Below are 21384 nucleotides of genomic sequence, written 5' to 3'. Positions count from 1 at the left end.
GTTTTTTTATGTTGAAAGCTGACTTATTTTATCTCTTCTAATAAACTCATTTATTATTTTTCTATTATTTACTACGCTATTATTAGGTTTTTCTCCTATTTTATTATCATACCACTTAGTCACAAATAGACTTATTTTTTAACATCTCTTAGTTAATTCTTGTAATGATGTGACTATAAATAGTAATTTCAGCCGTTATTATCAGGTTTATTAGAGTATTCGAAGCTTTTTATGTACTTTTTAAGGAGTTTTTAGTTCTGCAAAGGTTAATAAATAGACTTTAAAATGTTAAAAAGTGTTAACTTGCGCGCATTTTTTAATTTTAGATATTATAAATTGATTTTAATGTTTGTTATCTATAATTGATGGTGTATTTTTTAACTTATTGTTTTATATTAATTAAATTATATTTTTTTTCATTGTTTGAGTGTTAATTTTAGATAATATCATTTATATGATAGGTATTTACGGATAGTAAAAACAAATTTGGTTGTGTACTGTGCATTTTCTGTTTTTTTATAAAAAGGATAAATCATGCAAACAAAAAAACAGGGAGGAAGTCGTTTTCTACGCACAGTGGAATGGCTTGGAAATGCACTCCCCCATCCCGTTATTTTATTTATTATTTTAATTGCTATTTTACTTGTATCTTCAGCAGTTGGTGAATACTTCGGCGTTACAGTACAAGATCCACGACCAGAAGGCGCTAAAGGGCGCGCTGAAGATGGTTATATTCATATTATCAGTTTACTTGATGCTGATGGTATACGACGTATTCTTGCTAATATTGTTACCAATTTTACAGGGTTTGCTCCTTTAGGAACCGTACTGGTGGCTTTACTCGGTGTCGGAATAGCTGAACGAGCGGGATTATTATCAGCCGTTATGCGTTTAGTGGTTATGAAAGCTCCACGCAAAATGACCACATTAGCCATTGTATTTGCAGGTATTATGTCAAATACTGCAGCTGAATTAGGATATGTTGTCTTGATCCCGCTATCGGCAATTATTTTCCATTCGCTAGGTCGTCATCCATTAGCGGGGATTGCTGCTGCGTTTGCGGGAGTATCTGGTGGATATTCAGCTAACTTGCTGTTAGGGACTATCGATCCATTATTATCAGGTATTACACAACAAGCAGCACGCATTATTGACCCAAGCTATATTGTTGGTGCGGAAGCAAACTGGTACTTTATGTTTGTCAGCACCTTTTTAATTACATTTTTAGGCTACATCATCACAGAAAAAATCGTTGAGCCTCAGTTAGGGCCTTATAATGGTAATGAATTAGATGATGAAGAAACTGATCTAAAAAATGCTGCGCAAGTTACCCCTCTTGAGAAAAAAGCACTATGGGCAGCAACAGGAACATTTATTGTGATGGCCATCATTCTGGCATTCACTGTCGTACCTGAAAATGGCATATTAAGAAACCAAGAAACAGGTTTAATTGGTAACTCACCATTCTTAAAATCCATTGTTGTATTTATTTTCTTATTTTTTGCTATCCCCGGTATTGTTTATGGTTGGATAGCCAAGACTATGCGTTCAGATAAAGATATTGTCGATGCCATGGCAAACTCTATGAGCACATTAGGTCTTTATTTAGTAATTATTTTCTTTGCTGCTCAATTTGTGGCTTTTTTTGGCTGGACAAATATAGGGCAAGTGATCGCTGTTAAAGGTGCAGCTTTACTCAACAGTATTGATATGCCAAGTGGGTTGCTATTTTTGGGCTTTATTTTAATTTGCGCCTTTATCAATTTAATGATTGGTTCAGCTTCCGCACAATGGGCAGTAACGGCGCCTATTTTTGTTCCTATGTTAATGCTGGCAGGTTATGCGCCAGAAACTATTCAAGCAGCTTATCGTATAGGTGATTCGGTGACGAATATTATTACGCCAATGATGAGTTACTTTGGTTTAATCTTAGCGGTTGCCACAAAATATAAGAAAGATACGGGTATTGGAACCATGATCTCGATGATGTTGCCATATTCTATTATCTTCTTAATTGGTTGGTCACTGTTATTCTACCTTTGGGTGTTTGTTTTCCACTTACCTGTAGGGCCTGGATCGCCAATTTATTATTCACCGCATGCGGGATAATATTATTCTTTAGATAAGCTTATACAAGGATGTATAGGCTTATTTGTGTTTATCTTTATGTGTTGCTAACTTTTCTGTTAATTGGGTTGCATAGTCCGTATGTAGAAACTGTGTGTCCATTCCTGCCTGTTGTAATTTTAATTCGAGTAAAGTGAGTTTTTTTTGTAACTGTTCATCTTTGATGCCAGTTTCTGAAAGTGAACTTAATATTTCAGCTAAAGATAATGCATCTTTTCTATCTTGCATTTCTGGGGGCAAAAAGCCGGCATTCTTAAGCAAATGATAACTAGCCCGCAAAGACTCAGGAACATGACTGTTATCATCTAATACCAAGGGTTTACCTTCTCCTGGCAAAGAAGAGAGTTCACCATTTTTCAACGCCTTTTCAATGTGGCGCTCCGCCCATTCATCAAGAATTGACATTATTCAGCCTCAACATTAATGACTAATGTAATCAATAAAATAACAAACTTAATTTCACTTGATCAAATCACATAAAATGATATTATATTTTTATATTATATAAAAATATATATTGTTATAGGGAGAGTAAAATGAGCAAGTACCAAGAAATAGTAACAGACATCTCGGGGAATATGGGGGCATTATCTAAAAATATTCCTGAAGTTATGAAGTCATTTATGAGTACCACCAAAGCAAGCTCTAAAGATGGTGTGCTCGATGCTAAAACCAAAGAGCTGATTGCTATTGCCATTGCTGTTGCTAATCGTTGCGATGGTTGTATAGGTTTTCATACTAAAACTCTAGTTGAATTAGGGACGACAGAGCAGGAGCTTGCAGAAGCATTGGGCGTCGCGATTTATATGGGAGGGGGCCCTTCTGTGATGTATGCGTCCAATACCATGGGTGCTTTTAAAGAATTTAGTCAATAGTATTTAATAAAATTTAGTTATCATTATAGCCAGCATATTGCTGGCTTTTTGGGTTTTAAAGCTTATAGTGGCTCACTTATATTTTAGTTTTTCTTAATGATTACTAATGGTATTAGTTATATTCGTGAAATGCCAAAAGGAAATTATTATTGATAACCTTTTTTATAAAAACATAAAGGAATTGTGAGTATTTTTACGTAAAAAAATAAAAGATAACAATTTGATTTTTAATAATATTTTTTATTTCTCTATTTTTATTAATAAAGCTTTAATAAATATATTTGAATTTTTTATAAAATATTATGACTAATTGATGTTGATAAATAATGTAGTGCGTTTATTTGAGGAATTATGAATATAGCGATGACAGAAAGATATAAATGGTTATTGTTTTTCCTATTTATCTTATTAACTTATTTTATTCCTTTAGAAACGCGACTGTTATGGCAACCAGATGAAATTCGTTATGCTGAAATTAGCCGTGAAATGTTAGTTTCTGGCAATTGGTCAGTGCCTTATCTTCTTGATATTCGTTATTTTGAAAAACCTGTTTTAGGATATTGGATCAATTGTATTGCTCAGTGGCTATTTGGTGAAAGCCATTTTGCGGTGCGTATTGTTGTAGTAACATCAACCTTATTAACAGGATGGCTTATTTATAAAGCGGCAATGGTAGTTTGGCGCAATAGCGCTCTTGCTTTTAATGCTATGACCGTTTTTTTATCTTCTTTTCTGGTATTAGCAATAGGTACTTATAATATATTAGATCCTATTGTGACGCTGTTTGTGACCGCTGCAATGTACTCATTTTTAGTTGCGTTATCGACCCCGAATAAAAAGGGCAAAATAATTACTTATATGGGTATTGGCTTTTTTTGCGCACTTGGTTTTTTAACAAAAGGCTTTATTGCGGTTGTTTTACCTGCATTAGTTTTTTTAGTCATGGCAATTAGTCAAGCTCGCTTTAAAGAAGTGGTTTGCTATTCCTCTATTGCACTGTTAGCTCTCGCTATTACAGCTGGACCTTGGGTGATTACTGTTGCATTACAAGCACCGGATTATTGGAATTATTTTTTCTGGGTTGAACATGTACAGCGTTTTATTGCTAAAGAGTCTGCTCGCTCACAACCAACGTGGTTCTATATCCCGATAGTTATATTGGGTGTATTGCCTTGGCTAGGTTTTTTATTTGGTGCATTAAAATCAGCTTTCTCTTTAAAAAAAGGTACACTCTATTTTCTGCTGTGGTTTGCTCTCTTTTTTGCTTTTTTCTCAGCCTCAAAAGGAAAACTATTAACCTATATGCTACCGTGCTTTGTGCCATTATCTATTTTAATTGCACACTATATCGAAGAGTTAAAAGATAGACCTGATGAGAAAATCAGTAAACTGAACGCATCTATCAATATTGCTTTTGGGTTAATGGGTATATCAGCCGTTATCTATTCTTTATACAGTGCCAAATTTGAGCTTTATGATACGAATGAAACGTTAAAAATAGTGTTAGCAATAAGTGGGTTTTTATTTTGGAGTGTGATTGGTGCGGGGGCGCTGTTTAGACAAACACAGTTTTTAACGATGTTTTGCTCTATCGGACTAAGTTTAGTTATTGGCTATGCAATCCCAGAAAAGATAGAAAGTAGGAGTACACCAGAAAATATTATCCAACGTTATTATGAGCCTTTAAGTAATAAATCGTATCTTTTAACGGATGAAGTTGGTATTGGTACATCACTTGCTTGGGGACTAAAACGGACTGATATCCGTTTAACAGAGACGAAAGGTGAGTTGGCTTATGGTTTAAATTACCCAGATGTAAAAAATAAATACTATAGCCTTGAACAGCTATTAGCATTAATCGAAGCAAACCAATATAAAGGGGTAGCGATTGTTTTAGTCAGACCTGATAGAAAGCAGATTTTGACTAAATTGACTACATTAAAGGAAAAACCGATAGTAGAAAAAGAGGGCGATTTAACGCTGGTGTTCTTTAATTAGCTGAATTGCTTTAATATTTATTTTGCTGTGATGTTTTTTCTCAGTGAGTACTGATCATGTATTACGATTTTGCTTTTCGTGTGATTTATATGTGATCTAGATTAAAAAACAGAATTTGTCGGTAAATATATTTTGCGCTTTGTCGTTTTAATGGTAGGTTTAAAATGTGTCCATTAGAACGGAGTTAGCTAAGCACTATATGACAAGTCACTTAACTTTATCAGAACCCCCACCCAGACAAAATGTACTCATGAATAGGGGGAATTTATGCTGATTTTTTTAACTGAATGTATTATCGGTCTGGCATCAATTGCTCTTACTCACCGTGTATTAATGTTGTACGGTAATAAAAAGAAGTGATGAAAATACGATATGCTAATAAGCTAAGTAATCTATTAGACTAACTATCATAGACGCAAAGCCCTATAACCTGATTAATTATAGGGCTTTTATTATAGTATTGAGTTAAATCAATTATATATTTTCAGCTACTGAAAATAGTTTTCAATAATTTTTATTTTTTCAATATCTAGAGTATTGGTATATTGATGTAATAATGCCCAAGCTTGAATATAATCATATTTGGCTTTGATTAAATCTTGCTGCGCTCTATATAAAAGCTCTTCCGCATTAAGCACATCAACCATCGTTCGCTGACCACCAATATAGCTTTTTCGTGTTGCATTTAATTGTAACTTAGCGGAACTAACTGCTTGCTCAAAAGCCATCAATTTAATATGGCTCGTTGAGCAAATTTGATATTGATATCTTAATTCCTGCATAATATTTTGAATAATAGCATCCCTTTCAAATGCACTCATCTGATATTTTGCTGTCGACTGACGCATTGATGCCGTTGTTTTACCCCCATTAAATAAAGGCATACTGACATAAAAACCCACGTTAGCAGATTGGTATTTCTGGTTAATGGTATTATTACTATCAGAATTACTACTAGAGTAAGCAGCATAAAATTGTACTGTTGGGAAAAATTCTCCTCTATTTTTCTCAATCTCTTGTTTAGCTATCGCCATTTCATGACGAGCAGATTGTATCTTTAAGTTATTTTGTATGGCATTTTTTTCCCATGTGGAATAGTCATCGGGAGCCAGTGATTGAAGAACAAACTTTGTATCAGTTAGCTTTGCGATGTGCTCATGAGTAGGCAATTGTGAACCGATCATAGCACTGAGTTTGTTTTTAGCCTTTTCAATTTCTAATTGAAGATCGGTATATTGTGACTGGGTTAAATATAAACGAGTCTCTATTTCAGCAATATCTGTTTTGGTTCCTTCTCCTAACTCCAATAGGCGTTGACTTGAAACTAGTTGTTTTTGATAGATTTCTTGCTGTGCTTGATTTAGCAATAATTTATCTTGTGTATAAGCAACTTGAATATAATTATCAATAAGTCGAATGATTAATTCTGAAAATTTATTTTGATAATGACTGTCTGCTAATAATGTTTTAATGATAGAAGCTTTGTATTCACTAAATGCGGTGTAGTCAAATAGTGGTTGACTAATAATCGCGTTGACAGAATAGCTTTGATAGTTTTGATACTCCACTGTTGTTATTTTATCCTGAAATATATTTATTGGATAAGACTTACGTTGCCAGTTGCGAGGATTATTTTTGTAATTGACAGAAATATTGGGTAGCAATTGTGATAACCCGATATTTTCATACTCTTTACCTGCTACTTGCTCTTTTACAGCTGCATTAAATGTGGGATCATGTTTAATCGCTAAAAAATAGAGATCAGACAATGTAACCGCTGAAGCTGGCAAGCTTAGGAGTCCTACGGAAAAAAGTGTAAAAAGTTTTTTTATTAGCATCATTATTCTTCCGTTAATGAAGTATGGAGCCTATCCAATACTGGTTTGAAAAGATAATTTAATAATGAGCGATCACCAGTTTTAATAAATACATCAACGGGCATGCCTGCTTTCAATTTATTTTTATTATCTGCTAATAATGTATAATCTTTTATGTTAATAAGAACTTGATAATATGGCTCAGTTGTTCTTTCATCAATTAATCTATCGGCAGAAATAATCGTTACTTCACCAGGAATTTTTGGCGTGGTATTTTGATTAAAGGCACTAAAGATCAAATCAACGGGAAGGCCAGGAGTTACCTTATCAATAAGATGTGGAGCAAGGCGTGCTTCAATAACAAGTTGATGATCTTCAGGCACTATGTCCATTAATGTCTGACCTGTTTTTACAAAGCCACCTTGGGTAAAAACAGAAAGATCCATCACAGTACCCGATATCGGTGCGATAATTGCCATTTTAGCTAATTTATCTGTTTCTATAATAAGTTGTTTTTCTGTTTCACTGATTTGTAATTGTATTTTATTTAGTTCTGTTCGAGCTAGTTGGTGGAAATTGGCATTACGTTGCAATATTCTTTGCTCATATTCTAATTTTTGTTTTTCTAATGCACTTATTTGCCCAAAAGTCTCGTTGAGTTGATTATTATTTTCTGCTAATTCTCTTATCATTTCTTGATATCGATGACGAGGAATATATCCTTCATTAGCTAATATTTGTAAATCATTAAGCTGATTTTGTAGATTACTAATTTGACTCTTTTTATTCTGAATTGAGCGCTTTAGATGGGTTAGGCGACCAGTAATGCCATCGATAGCTGCTTTATAACCATTTATTTCACTTATTAATTCTGCACTTTTTTCATTTAATAAACGATTTTGTTGTAGTAATAACTTCTCTCTATTTTCAGTAGATGAATAGTATTTCTCGTTATTATTTAATTTAAATGAAGTTTGTTGATTAAGTTCAGCATATAATCTTTGTTGAGTGATCAGTAAATTATCATATTGCTCTGATAACGATTTTACTAAGGCTTGAGATTGAATAGGGCTTAGCTGTATCAGAGTTTGTCCAGCTGATACCGGATCACCATTTTTTACAAATATATGAGTAATAATGCCTTCAACAGATGACTGTACACTTTTTTTATTCCCCGATATCGCTACGTTTCCTATTGCAGGAACTCCTTTATCAAGGGGCGCGAAAGCAGCCCAAAAAATAAAAATTGCTAAGCCTAATAAAACCACAGTCCATCCAATAACGAGAAATTTCTTTGGATCATCTGAAATTTTTTCTGACAGTGGTATAACATTTTTTTCTATAGTCATAATCAATTCCGAAAAATTAAGCGTTATTTGAGGTTGCTGGTGTTGAAGAAATAGTGTTTGCCGTTTTTGTGATAGTTGGATTATTTAATTCAGCAATAACAGAAGCCGTTGGACCGAATAATTTGGTGTTTCCATCAAATATCACTAATAATTTATTGGTGACGGAAAGTAGCTGTTTTTGGTGGGTAATTAAAATAACGGTTTTTTTATGCTGTTTTAATGTTTCGATCGCCTGTGTTAATGCTCTAATACCTAAATCATCTAAATTAGAATTTGGCTCATCTAAGACAACTAATGTGGGATCGCCATATAATGCTCTGGCTAATGCAATACGTTGTTTTTGTCCGCCGGATAATCCTTCACCGTGAGCACCAATTTGGGTTTCATATCCTTGAGGAAAGCGTAAAATCATCTCGTGTACATGTGCCATTTTGGCGGCTTGGATCACTTTTTGAGGATCAACCTCAGTAAAGCGTGCGATATTTTCAGCGATAGTGCCGGGGAAAAGGGCGATTTCTTGCGGTAAATAACCAATATGTGGGCCAATTTCTTCTTTACTCCACTGAAAGATATCCGCATTATCTAATCGCACAATGCCTTTTTTGACCTGCCATATACCGACAATAAATTTTGCTAAAGAAGACTTACCAGAAGCACTCGGGCCAATAATTCCTAGTATATCTCCCGGTAATAGAGCAAAATTGATATTATTTAGTAATATTCTGTCACTGTGTGGGTATACGGCTTCATCGATATTAACAAGTAATTGGCCTTGAGGCTTAGGTAAGGCCATTTTTTTATTTTCTTGAGGGTATGTTTTTAATAAAGTTGTCAATCTATTGTAGGCTGCTTTACTGCTATCCCAACTTTTCCATACATTGATCACTTGCTCAATAGGGGCCAATGCTCGACCTAAAAGTATTGAACCGGCAATCATCATTCCAGGACTGATAGTATTATCAATAGCAAGCCATCCCCCTAAACCTAGCATTAAAGATTGTAATGCCATACGTGTTACTTTTGTGATAGCGTTAATACCGGCTGCATTATCACTGGCTTGTGTTTGTGCTTGTAAGTATTTGAAATGAGCTGTTTGCCATTGTTTACGTAGCTGGCTAAGCATTCCCATCGCTTCGATAGTCTGTGGATGTTCTAAATGATGACTTTGTATTAGTTGTGCTTGATTGGCAAAACCGTTCGCTTTTTTTAAATGATTTTTAGATAGATATTCATTAAGGATAGCCAAAGCAAATAAGATAAGGGCACCACAAAGTGCAAATAATCCTAACCAAGGATTAAATAAAGTAATAACTAAAAGGTAAATAGGGAACCAAGGTAGATCAAAGAAAGTGAATATGGCATGACTAGTAATAAATTGTCGTAAAGTAATTAGGTCTGTCAATGCTAATGTTGGGTTAATATTCGCTATTTTATTTAATTTTTCTCGGTAAGCCGATGTGTAAACCCTTGAATTAAGTGATAAATCTAATTTATTACTCATGCGTATAACAATAATGCTTCTTAAATATTCTAATCCTCCCATAAAGATAAATAGAGCTAACATAATGATTGTTAGCATCAATAGTGTCATTTCATTACCTGATGGTAATACTCGATCGTAAACTTGTAACATATAAATAGAAGGGACTAACATTAATATATTAATTAAAGCGGTAAATAGTCCAATAGAGAGAAAAACTTTTCGTCTCTCTTTTATGATACTTGTTATCTCGTTATTATATTTTATTTGTGGCATGTGGTATTCCTGATTTAATTTGTCTATTTTTAGTACTAAATATCTTTTGTTGGTTTTAAAGAAGCGTCTATTTTCACTTTATTTATTATTATGAATATCAAAATAGCTTCATTTAAAGCAAAAGAGGGTAGGAGAAATAACTTTCTCCTACCTAACTATGACTTAAACAATAAAATCAGTTTCGTAATTAACAAAACCTACGATATCAATTTTAAAATCAGGATTATAATTATAGCCATAAGCATTAATGGCTAATTCAGAAGCATTGGTTACTTCATTATAGCTAAGAGTTGCTTCGCCAGCATTTCCTGTAAAGTTATCAACAAAGTTAAGAATTTTGCTACTAAATGTATCTTGAATTAATGTTGATAAATCAATTTTATCAATACCGGTTTTGAAATCCATTATTTTATCTGCGGCTGTTACTAAAGAATCTGCAATTTCTTTATAAATAAAGGTATTGCTTCCAGTGCCACCATGTAATGTATCCTGTCCACGACCACCATAAATAGTGTTATTACCACTATGGCCATAGATAATATCGTCCCCTTCACCTCCAATAAGAGTATTATCAGCATCATTACCATGAATAATATCATTACCAAAACCACCAATTGCGTTTTCTATGGTAACATTTTGTGCAATGGAAACATTTTTCTGTAATCCCCCCACATCAGAAAAGTTCCCAGCACGTAAATCAATCAGTTGATCTTGATAGAAGCCTGAGAAATCAAATGTATCGTTACCACCACTATCCCATACAGAGAAAATTAATTTATCATTGCTATCAGTAGCCGTATAATAATCAATCCCAGTATTTGAATTGAAACCATATACATCATCACCTGTTCTGGTAGTCGTATTTGCACCATAGAGATATTGCATAGCAGAAATATCATGAAGGAGAGGGGCTCCGGCATAAGCACCTTGGAAGTGGGCGCCTGTTTCATATTCATCCCAATAGCTCATTACTGTATATTGGCGACTATCTTCCGCATAATCAGATTTTAAATAACCTGGAACATTCTGACCTGCGTTATAATCACCAGGATGCATAAGACCCAGTGTATGACCAATTTCATGGATAATAGTTAAACGACCATAATTACCCAATTCTGGTGTAGTATTACCTGCATAATAATAATCACTAAACCATGCTTGGCCAGAAAGATCTTTTCCATAAGCATAGGTATTAGGCAATGTTGCATAAGCCTGAAATGTGCCATTGGGATCATAGATATTACCAAAAGTAATATCTGTTTTTACGTCAGAAGCCTTCATTCCATCAACATTCCCAACAGCAACTTCAGTAAATTTAATATTTGCAATATCAGACCATGCATCTAAAGATTTTCTTGCATGCTCTTTTTGTAATTCATTAAATTCATAAGGATTCTTATTACCAAATTGATTAAATTTGCCTTCCCATTTTGGGAATGAATAAGTCACCTCAGCGGGTTGCCCAATAACATATTTGCCATTCCAAGTGGAATCTTCACGGGCTATATGTTTTCCTGCGGTATCATAATCAAAAGAAGGTAATACTTTGGTTGAATAGTTATAGAAGATCCCGCTTTTATCTAATAAATCAGAAATATTAGATAACCCAACGGCTTTTTTTAATAAAAAAGATCCCATAATATCCTCCAGATATAAATTTAGGTTAAGTTTATTTTCATACTGAAAATATATTTATCTGGCGAATGCCATTGAGGATAAAGATAGACATTAATTATTATTAATCTAGGGGGGTAAAATAAGTTTTTAAATAATTGTGAAGTAAAGTGTGTTTTAAGTCAGAATAATTTAATAAGGTGAATATAATTATAGTTATATTTTATTTTTAGATGATTTCTATTGTTAGTTTTTATTTTTAATTGAAAGGATAATTTTACTTAAGTTTGATTTTTAATTTAATCAGTGGATTTATTTCAAATAAATGTGTCGTTTTTTATATTAACTTTTTTATACTAAGTTGTTTGATGTTTGATGTTTGATGTTTGATGTTTGATGTTTGATGTTTGATGTTTGATGTTTGATGTTTGATGTTTGATGTTTGATGTTTGATGTTTGATGTTTGATGTTTGATGTTTGATGTTTGATGTTTGATGTTTGATGTTTGATGTTTGATTTATTCCTATAGTAATAATAATATTTGTGAATAATAAACAAAATAAAAATAACATAATGTATTATTTTCATACTGTTAAAAAACAGAGTATCTAAATAAAAAGGACTACAATGTAATCATAATCCTTATTATTAATTAAAATAATATTTTTACATATCTAAAAGATCATTGTAACTTAATATACCCTCAAGTTTTATAAAGATAGTCGAATGATGGTTGTTATTGGCTGTTGAAATAGTTATTGTGGTTTTATTTGTATGAAGATCATTATGCAAAACTATTTCATTTTCATTTCCTGATAATTGTTCTACTCGTTTCATTTTTGATATATCTATTTTTTTATAGTCTCGATCAACAAAAATAACTTTGTCTTCATTTGTATTAAAATCAAAAATCAAATTATAACTTTTAGCGCCTTTATGGCATAAGAAGTTAAAAGTATCATTTCCTTGTCCACCATATAATAGATTAGTACCTAATCCACAATAAAATGTATCATTTCCTTCACCACCTTGAAGTTCATTATGTCCTGCCTTTGATATAGAAAATAATATATCATTACCTTTACCACCAATAAATGTATTACTTCCATAATAATCAACAAGGGTATCATCCCCATCACCACCAAAGAGTTGATCATTACCCTTACTTCCATAAAGATAATCATTGCCTATACCACCATAGAGATGATCATTACCCACACCTCCGTAGAGATAATCATTACCTATATCACCATAGAGAATATCATTACCCATACCACCATAGAGATGATCATTACCCAAACCACCCTTGATGGTATCATTACCATCACCACCTAGAAGTTCATTATTAGCACTATTTCCTATGATAGTATCATGACCTGATCCACCAATAGCATTTTCAATAATCGTTTTGTAGGCAATAGAGATATTACTCCGTAACCCGCCAATATCTGAAAAGCTACCTTCATTTAGGTTAATAACTTGATTAACGGTATATAGGGAAAAGTCTAATGTATCAATTCCCCCTGAATCCCAAATACAACTTACTAATTTATCTTCTATGCTTTTTAAGGAGTAAGCGGTGCGTCCCGTATTAGAATGAAATCCATAGATATTATTTTCAAGGCGTGTGGTCATATTTTCGCCATAGAGTTGTTGCAATAATAATATATCTAATAGCATAAAGGTCATGGGATAAAGACCGCCAAAATCAGCATGTTCTGAGGTTGGCATCTTATAACCCATAACAGAATATTTAAATGAAGCTAATACATGATTTTTATCTTTATATTCTAAGTATTGCCAGCTATGGTTTAGCCCGAGTGCATGACCAACTTCATGTAAAATAACTTTATAATGATATGTTCCTGGTTGATATTTATTATTTTTTAGTGTTTCAATTAGAGTATTAGTTTTTTTTATTATTAGAATAGTATCATTATCATAAAATTTAAACACATCACCAATATTACCTTCTGTTTTTATATAATTATCAAGATCATGTTGATGTATTATCTTATAATATTGGTGTGATGATAAATTTAAAAATATAGTTCCAGAGTATTGATATTGTTCATCAATATTTATCTTTTTTATGGGGGTTGAATACCAACTAGGGTAGGTTGCAAAACCTCTGGTGGTATATGAAAAATCTATTGAGCCATGACGAATATTAAAATCATCGTAAAAACCAAATTTTATATCGGCATCGTATTCTGGATGAGATGCAACAAACTTTGCTTGTGTTATACGGGAAATTTCACTAAGAATATCGGAAATAACTTCTTGTTGATGAGGATATATGGTTGTTTGTGTATTATAAAAATACGGATGTATACTATTCTTATTATTATTAATACTATTTTCTAGATCCTCTATATCTTTTTCTAATTCAGCTATTCTGCTTATTGAATATTTATTTCTATAATATTTTAATGAAGTGATTTCTTTTTCTTTTTTTTCCTTAAGATAGATCAATTCATATATTTTAGCGGTATGTTTTATTGATTCTATTCTATCTTTTTCTGTTACTGAATATTTTTTATTTGAGTAATTTCTTTTTTTATCATAATCAGGAAATATATATGTTATTTTTGTTATATTACTATGAGGTTGTCTAGGCCAACCATACATATGTTCTGTAACTATTTTACCATCAGACAAATAGAAGTGAGTTGGTTTTTTTATTGAGTTAAAACTATTCATACTAAATCCTTTTACCAAAAGAGGATATTTATTAATTTTATAATTAAGGGATATATAGAGAGAAATAAAATTTATAAAGCACACTATTTATTGTATGTTTTTTAGTTGGTTGCTATTAATTATTTTATACGTATATTATGCTGAGTTATTATTAATATAATCATTGATGATTGTTTATAGAGTAATAATTTAACAAATAATGTAGTGAAATGTATTTATACAGCAAAGAGTTCATCGTGGTTAAATATACCGACAATCTCTATATGTACAATGGACTTATTGTCGTCAGAAGATGTTGAAACATCTATGATGGTCTTATTGGAAGGTTTGTTATAATTTAATGAAAATTCATTTTTATTTCCTGATAACTTATCAACTTTTTTCATTTTTGATATATCTATTTTTCTAAAATCTCTAGTGATCAACGTTATTTTATCCTTGTTTTTTTCAAAATCCCAAATTGAACTATTGCTTTCAACCTTCTCATAGCAGAAAAAATTAAAGGTATCATTTCCTTGTCCACCTTTTACATTATGAGTCCCTGTGCCCAAATATATTTCATCATCACCTTCTCCCCCTTGAATGATATTTCTGCCTGGCAGCCCTCTATCCATTGAGGCTACACAAATCCGATCATTACCCTTACCACCATTCAACATATTAGCACCATTATAATCAACAAGTATATCATCTCCGTCCTCACCATAGAGCACATCATTTCCCAATTCTCCGTATATAATATCGTCTCCAGAGCCACCATAGAATAAATCATTGCCATCACCACCTCTAAGGTTATTATTAAAATCATTTCCTATGAGAGTATCATTACCTTCTCCACCAATAGCATTTTCAATAATAGTGTTATAGGCAATAGAAATATTACTCCGTAATCCTCCAATATCTGAAAAACAGCCTTCATTTAGGTTAATAACTTGATTAACGGTATATAGGGAAAAGTCTAATGTATCAATTCCACCCGAATCCCAAATACAGCTCACTAGTTTATCTTCTATGCTATTTAAAGAGTAAGCGGCGCGTCCCGTATTGGAATGAAATCCATAGGTATTATTTTCAAGGCGAGTGGTCATATTTGGGCCATAGAGATATTGTAATAATAATATATCTAGTAGCATAAAGGTCATGGGATAAAGACCAGCAAAATCTGCATCTTTAATATCAGGACACTTATAGCTCATAACTGAGTATTTAATTGAATCTAATACTTTATGCTTTTCATTTAGTATGTATTCCCAAATATGGAATAGCCCTAGAGAATGACCTAATTCATGTATAAAAGCATGATATACAAATGAGCCGATTTTATGTTTATTTTGTTGGTATTCTTCGCGCAACTCATTATTACCTCTTGCTATTGTAATAGTTTTATTATTATTAATATAATATATATCATAGATATCAGCCTCATTTTCTATATATTTATCAATATTATCTTGCTTAATTGTTTTATAATGTTCGCGTGAAGAAAAATCAATAAATATAGTACCAGGAGTATCATGTTCTTCATCTGGTTTTATCTCTTTTATAGGTGTACCTTCCTCGTTAGGATGACTAGCACTGCCTTTTCGATAACCTGAAATGAATTTTGTACCAGATATATTAACAAATTGATTATAATAGCCAAATTTTAAATCAGCATTGGTATATGGTGATATTTTTTTAAAAAATATAGGTACGATATCTGAGGTGTGTTGTAATATTTCTTCGATAACTTTTTGTTGATGAGGGAATATTGTTTCTTGAGTGGAATAAATATAGATAGGTATATTATCTAGTATAGCATAAATATCATTTTCTATTTTTTTTATTCCTTCTTCTAATTCTTTGATTCTTTTTTTTGAACCCTCACTATCTTTGTCTTCAATAGTTTTTAATTCTTGTTTTTTTTGTTCCCTAATATTTACTAATCTATAATATTCATATATATCTTTTAGCGTTTTTTTTCTCATGCTTTCTGTTAATGGATTCTTATTTTTTATAATTTCTCGGTATGTGTTATGATCTGGAAATGTATAAGTTATTGTTGTTATTTCATTTGGTGATTTTTTTGGCCAACCTATCATAGTTCCTGTTGTGATGATCCCTTGAGGTAAATAGAAATTAGTCGTTTCTTTTACATTTTTTACTATAGTCATATAAATTCCTTTCTTATTTAATAATAAGTTATTTGCATTAATTATTATAAAATAAACTTATTCTATAATTAGCTAATTATTGTATTTTTGTTGTTTTATTGCTTTTTGAAAAAACACATATCAGTGTTTTTTATATTATTAGTTGGTTGTTATATTTATAGAAATAAAATTTATAGAAACACACCATTTATTAGTGTGTTTCTAGTCTGTTATCTTTATTATGCTGGATTATTATTAATATAATTATTGATGATAATTTATAGAGAAATAGTTTAAAATTTTAATAAATCATATGGTGATATTTATTTATACTGCAAAGAGTTCATCGTGGTTAAATATACCGACAATCTCTATATGTACAATGGAATTATCGTCGTTAGAAGATGTTGAAATATCTATTATGGTCTTATTGGCTGGTTTGTTATGATTTAATGAAAATTCATTTTTACTTCCTGATAACTTATCAACTTTTTTCATTTTTGATATATCTATTTTTCTAAAATCTCTAGTGATCAACGTTATTTTATCCTTGTTTTTTTCAAAATCCCAAATTGAACTATTGCTTTCAACCCCCTTATAGCAGAAAAAATTAAAGGTATCATTTCCTTGTCCACCTGTTATACGATGAGTTCCTGTGCCCAAATATATTTCATCATCACCTTCTCCCCCTAGAATGATATTTCTGCCAGGGAGTCCTCTATCTGTTGAGGCTACACAGATCCGATCATTACCCTTACCACCATCCAACATATTAGCACCATAATAATCAATAAGCATATCATTTCCATCCTCACCATAGAGCACATCATTTCCCAATTCTCCGTATATAACATCGTTTCCAGAGCCGCCATAAAATAAATCATTGCCAGCACCGCCATAAAATAAATCATTGCCATCACCACCTATAAGGTTATTATCAAAGGGATTTCCTATGAGAGTATCATCACCTTTACCACCAATAGCATTTTCAATAATTGTTTTATAGGCAATAGAGATATTACTCCGTAATCCTCCAATATCTGAAAAACAGCCCTCATTGAGATTAATGACTTGATTAACGGTATATAGGGAAAAGTCTAATGTATCAATTCCTCCTGAATCCCAAATACAGCTCACTAGTTTATCTTCTATGCTATTTAAAGAGTAAGCGGCGCGTCCCGTATTGGAATGAAAACCATAGGTATTATTTTCAAGGCGTGTGGTCATATTTGGGCCATAGAGATATTGTAATAATAATATATCTACTAGCATAAAGGTCATGGGATAAAGGCCAGCAAAATCTGCCTCTTCAATATCAGCAAAATCAATGCTCATAATTGAATACTTATATGAATATAATACTTTATGTTCTTTATTTGGTATATATTTCCAGCTATGGTTTAACCCTAGAGCATGGCCTAATTCATGCATAAAAACAAGATATTCATATGAGCCAATTTTATGTTTATTTTGTTGGTATTCTTTGAATAAATGATTATTACCTCTTGCTATTGAAATAGTTTTATCATTATTAAAATAATACACGTCATTGATTTTAGCCTCATTTTTTATATACTCATCAATACCATCCTGATTGATTGTTTTATAATATTCTTGTGTGGAAATATTAACAAATATAGTTCCAGGAAGGTCATGAGTTTCATCTGGTTTTATTTCTTTCCTAGGTGTACCTTCCACGTTAGGATTAGCAGCATTACCTTTTCGAGAATTTGAAATTAATTTATGAGTGGACATATCAATAAATTGACTATAATAGCCAAACTTTAAATCAGCATTGATATAGGGTGAAATTTTATAAAAAAATATAGATAATATATCTGAGATGTGTTGTAATATATCTTCGATAACTTCTTGTTGATGAGGAAATATCGTTTCTTGAGTTAAATAAAAATAGGGATGTATATTATCTACTGCATTAATAATATTATCTTCTATTTTTTCTATTTCTTCTTCTGATTTTTTAATTCTTTTTTTTGAATCCTCGCTATCTTTATCTTTATCTTTATCTTTATCTTTATCTTTATCTTTAATTGTGTTTAATTCTTGTTTTTTTTGTTCCCTAACATTATATAATCTATGATATTCATATATATTTTTTAACGTGTTTTTTTCTTCACTTTCTGTTATTGGGGTCTTGCTTTTTATAATTTCTCGATATGTATTGTAATCTGGAAATGTATAAGTTACTGTTGTTATTTTATTTGGTGATTTTTGGGGCCAACCAGCCATAACTCCTGTTGTTACGATCCCTTTAGGTAAATAGAAATCAGTCGATTCTTTCATATTTATTATTATAGTCATATCAATTCCTTTTTTATTCAATGAAAAGTTATTTACATTAATCTTATAAAATAAATTCATATTATAATTTTATAATTAGCTAATTATAAAATTTTTATTGATTGATTTCTTTTTGAAAAAACACATGTCAGTATTTTATTACATTATTATATTGTTATATTATTAGGTGATTGTATGATTAATAAGATAATATGTTTCCTGTTAAATAGAAAAGGCACTGCAATATGATTACAGTGCCTTTTCTATTTATTATTATGATAGTTCCCTGGTGAGGCTATCTTTTTGATAACATCTAATTTAAAACCTAAATGATGTTATCTGCTAGGTACTACTGCGACTTGTTTGATTTCTATGTGAAGAAGGTAATATTTTTTATTATCTATTTCCTTTAAACTATATATGGCTAAATTATTTGATGTCTATTTTTTATACACATCCTTTGTCTTTGGTGGAGCAATAATAAAATGTCTTATATATCAAGAGAAAAGATAGATTACTTGTCCATTGGTCATCGACTGCGTGCTTATCGTATTGCCTCCTCATTAAAAGCTGAAGATGTGGCTGAAAGTTTAGGGATCTCCCGTGCCGCTGTCTATCGATTAGAAAAGGGTGAAATCGTTAAAATTGAGACATTAGATAATCTTGCTCGATTACTTGACACCTCATTAAGTAGCTTATTAGGTATTAATACGGAGTATTACTCTAGCGCTAATGGTTTTTTTGAACGAATGCGCCAACTTGAAACGCAATCTTCCCATATTTATACCCATTTCGAACCCTTTTCTTATTTATTAACCTCTGATTGTTATGATAAAACGCTTGTCGAAATGTTAACAGAAGCCTCTCCTGAAAATGCGCTAACAAAGAAGCAACAAGAAGTTTTATCTATTTTAAAAGAGCGTAAAAAGCATCAATCATTACACTCACCGCATATTTATAATTTAATTAGCCAACAGCAAATCGAAAAATTTCTTTATGTTGGTATGCTAGGCTCTGTTAATGTAAGTAAAGCAATTCAACAAGAAAGAAAACAACGCGCAAAACAAGAAATCAGCCATTTAATTGAAAAGTTAGAGCAAAAAAATAGTCATCTTAATATTGCGATTATTTCAGATACGATGCCATCTTTAACCTTTCAATTGTTTTATCAAAACAAAGCACCTCTCTCTTTAGCGGTTAGTCCATTTCGTTTAGGTGAATTTCCTAATGTAAGTACGGGTATTGCGACAGTATCTTCATCAACGGAAGCAATATTTCAATATCAATCTCTCTTTGATACGTTATGGGCAAAAGCAATAAAAAATGATGATGCCATTACACGCTTAAAAGAGATTATCAGTCATTATTGATTAGCTAGAACGCCTAATGTTTCTGCTAAGATATCCGCAGCTATTGCAATATCACTAAACTCCGTAAATTCATCGGGATGATGACTAATCCCCGCAACAGAGGGGGTAAAAATCATCGCTGTCGGGTATAAAGATGCCATATTCATTGAGTCATGACCGGCACCACTTAACATAGTCATATAATTGATATCGTGTTTTTGACAAATATTTTCAATAACTTGGCAAATTGAGTCATCCAGTTTTACTGGTGATTCAGCCGAAATAGGTTGCACTATTATTTTTACACCAAAATCTTTTTCTGCTTTCTCAATACTGTTTGTTAAACGCTGTACAACCCGTTGAATACTGTCCGTATCAATACCACGAATATCCACGGAGAATTTTACTTGCCCTGGAATAACGTTCATCGAGTTTGGTATGACATTAAGTTTACCAATGGTACCTACGGTGCCGTATACCGCTTCCGTACAGGCAGCATGATTGATATCAGTAATAATACCCGCACTCGCCACTAACGCATCTTGACGTTGATACATTGGCGTTGCACCAGAGTGGTCTGCATGGCCATTTACGGTGACTGAAAAGCGTGTTGGCGCAGCGATACCATTGACAATTCCAATTGTTTTTTGATCGTTTTCTAGACGTTTACCTTGTTCAATATGTAATTCAATAAATGCACTATAACGATCAGATTTAAGTAAACATTGATCTAAGTTTTCATGCTGATAACCAAGGAATTTTAAAATATCAAAGAAATTATTACCTTCATCATCTCTATTTTGTTCCCATCGAGTACGGTCAATTTTTCCTGTTAACACTTTACTTCCGATACATGAAAACCCAAATCGGCTCGATTCTTCTGCTCGGAATACAATTAACTCTAGATCACGTTTCAGTTGTTGTGGTTTGTATTGCATCAAAGCATAAAAACCAGCAATAACTCCTAAGGCACCATCATAAGCGCCCCCTTGGGGAACGGTATCAAGGTGAGAGCCTGTTCCTACGGCGGGTAACGTTCTATCTTGCCCCGGTAAGCGAGCGTAGAGTGTGCCAATACCGTCACGATAGACTTCAAGGCCTGCCTCTTTCATTACACTAGCAAGGTAGAGATGGGCTGCTTCATCTTCTTCGCTATAGGCAATACGTGTTATCCCTTTGTCATGGTTATCTTTTTTATAAATTTGCATTGTTTCAATTAATGTTTTCATATCATTAATTGAAAAGTCTGTTGCTGTATTTGGTTGAGTCATAAGGTTATTCTCCGGTGTTTTCTGTAAAACTGTCTAAAAAATGAGACAAACAAAAGATTAAAAAAGCCATCTTTTATAGATGGTCTGCTATT

The 21384-nt window shown here is 32.2% G+C and carries 13 protein-coding genes; 4 read left to right on the top strand and 9 right to left on the bottom strand.

The features are described 5' to 3' along the window. Positions 1–534: 534 nt before the first annotated feature. Positions 535–2109, top strand: coding sequence for an AbgT family transporter (locus GWI58_RS14905; protein WP_004244916.1), 1575 nt, complete (start codon positions 535–537; stop codon positions 2107–2109). 39 nt (positions 2110–2148) lie between these two features. Here GWI58_RS14905 and GWI58_RS14900 read toward each other — a convergent pair whose 3' ends face one another. Then, positions 2149–2532: a DUF1992 domain-containing protein gene (locus tag GWI58_RS14900; RefSeq protein WP_036894309.1), complete on the bottom strand. Its 384-nt coding sequence runs from the start codon at positions 2530–2532 to the stop codon at positions 2149–2151. Positions 2533–2663: 131 nt separating this feature from the next. Between GWI58_RS14900 and GWI58_RS14895 the strand changes: the two genes are divergently transcribed. Both GWI58_RS14895 and arnT read left to right on the top strand, forming a co-directional pair. Then, a complete protein-coding gene (locus GWI58_RS14895) occupies positions 2664–3002 on the top strand; it encodes a carboxymuconolactone decarboxylase family protein (protein WP_004244914.1) in 339 nt (112 codons plus the stop codon). A gap of 363 nt (positions 3003–3365) precedes the next feature. Next, complete coding sequence (arnT, locus tag GWI58_RS14890; protein WP_237611711.1) at positions 3366–5000, top strand: lipid IV(A) 4-amino-4-deoxy-L-arabinosyltransferase; 1635 nt, start codon at positions 3366–3368, stop codon at positions 4998–5000. Positions 5001–5488: 488 nt separating this feature from the next. Here arnT and GWI58_RS14885 read toward each other — a convergent pair whose 3' ends face one another. From GWI58_RS14885 to GWI58_RS14855, 7 genes are all read right to left on the bottom strand, one after another. Next, positions 5489–6790 (bottom strand): TolC family outer membrane protein, encoded by a 1302-nt coding sequence (locus GWI58_RS14885; protein ID WP_237611710.1) that lies wholly within the window; start codon positions 6788–6790, stop codon positions 5489–5491. A 50-nt stretch (positions 6791–6840) separates the two neighbouring features. Continuing rightward, on the bottom strand, positions 6841–8166 hold the full coding sequence (locus GWI58_RS14880) for an HlyD family type I secretion periplasmic adaptor subunit (RefSeq protein WP_094959612.1): 1326 nt from the start codon (positions 8164–8166) through the stop codon (positions 6841–6843). Between the two features lie 16 nt (positions 8167–8182). After that, positions 8183–9922: a type I secretion system permease/ATPase gene (locus GWI58_RS14875; protein WP_110229802.1), complete on the bottom strand. Its 1740-nt coding sequence runs from the start codon at positions 9920–9922 to the stop codon at positions 8183–8185. 162 nt (positions 9923–10084) lie between these two features. After that, on the bottom strand, positions 10085–11560 hold the full coding sequence (locus GWI58_RS14870; RefSeq protein WP_063108904.1) for a serralysin family metalloprotease: 1476 nt from the start codon (positions 11558–11560) through the stop codon (positions 10085–10087). Between the two features lie 642 nt (positions 11561–12202). After that, on the bottom strand, positions 12203–14239 hold the full coding sequence (locus tag GWI58_RS14865) for a M10 family metallopeptidase C-terminal domain-containing protein (RefSeq protein ID WP_161769312.1): 2037 nt from the start codon (positions 14237–14239) through the stop codon (positions 12203–12205). 215 nt (positions 14240–14454) lie between these two features. Beyond that, positions 14455–16392: a M10 family metallopeptidase C-terminal domain-containing protein gene (locus tag GWI58_RS14860; RefSeq protein ID WP_161769311.1), complete on the bottom strand. Its 1938-nt coding sequence runs from the start codon at positions 16390–16392 to the stop codon at positions 14455–14457. 306 nt (positions 16393–16698) lie between these two features. Continuing rightward, a complete protein-coding gene (locus GWI58_RS14855) occupies positions 16699–18693 on the bottom strand; it encodes a M10 family metallopeptidase C-terminal domain-containing protein (RefSeq protein ID WP_161769310.1) in 1995 nt (664 codons plus the stop codon). Between the two features lie 464 nt (positions 18694–19157). Here GWI58_RS14855 and GWI58_RS14850 point away from each other — a divergent pair, with 464 nt between their 5' ends. After that, entirely contained in the window at positions 19158–20042 is an 885-nt protein-coding gene (locus GWI58_RS14850) for a helix-turn-helix domain-containing protein (RefSeq protein WP_094959617.1), read from the top strand. Here the strand turns inward: GWI58_RS14850 and GWI58_RS14845 are convergent. Further along, entirely contained in the window at positions 20036–21292 is a 1257-nt protein-coding gene (locus GWI58_RS14845) for a Zn-dependent hydrolase (RefSeq protein WP_161769309.1), read from the bottom strand. The genes GWI58_RS14850 and GWI58_RS14845 overlap by 7 nt on opposite strands. Positions 21293–21384 lie beyond the last annotated feature (92 nt).

The sequence above is a fragment of the Proteus sp. G2674 genome (genome assembly GCF_009915195.1).
In the GTDB taxonomy this organism is placed as follows: domain Bacteria; phylum Pseudomonadota; class Gammaproteobacteria; order Enterobacterales; family Enterobacteriaceae; genus Proteus; species Proteus mirabilis.
The sequence above is the reverse complement of the archived record's forward strand: the minus strand, read 5'-3'. Positions and strand labels throughout refer to the sequence as shown.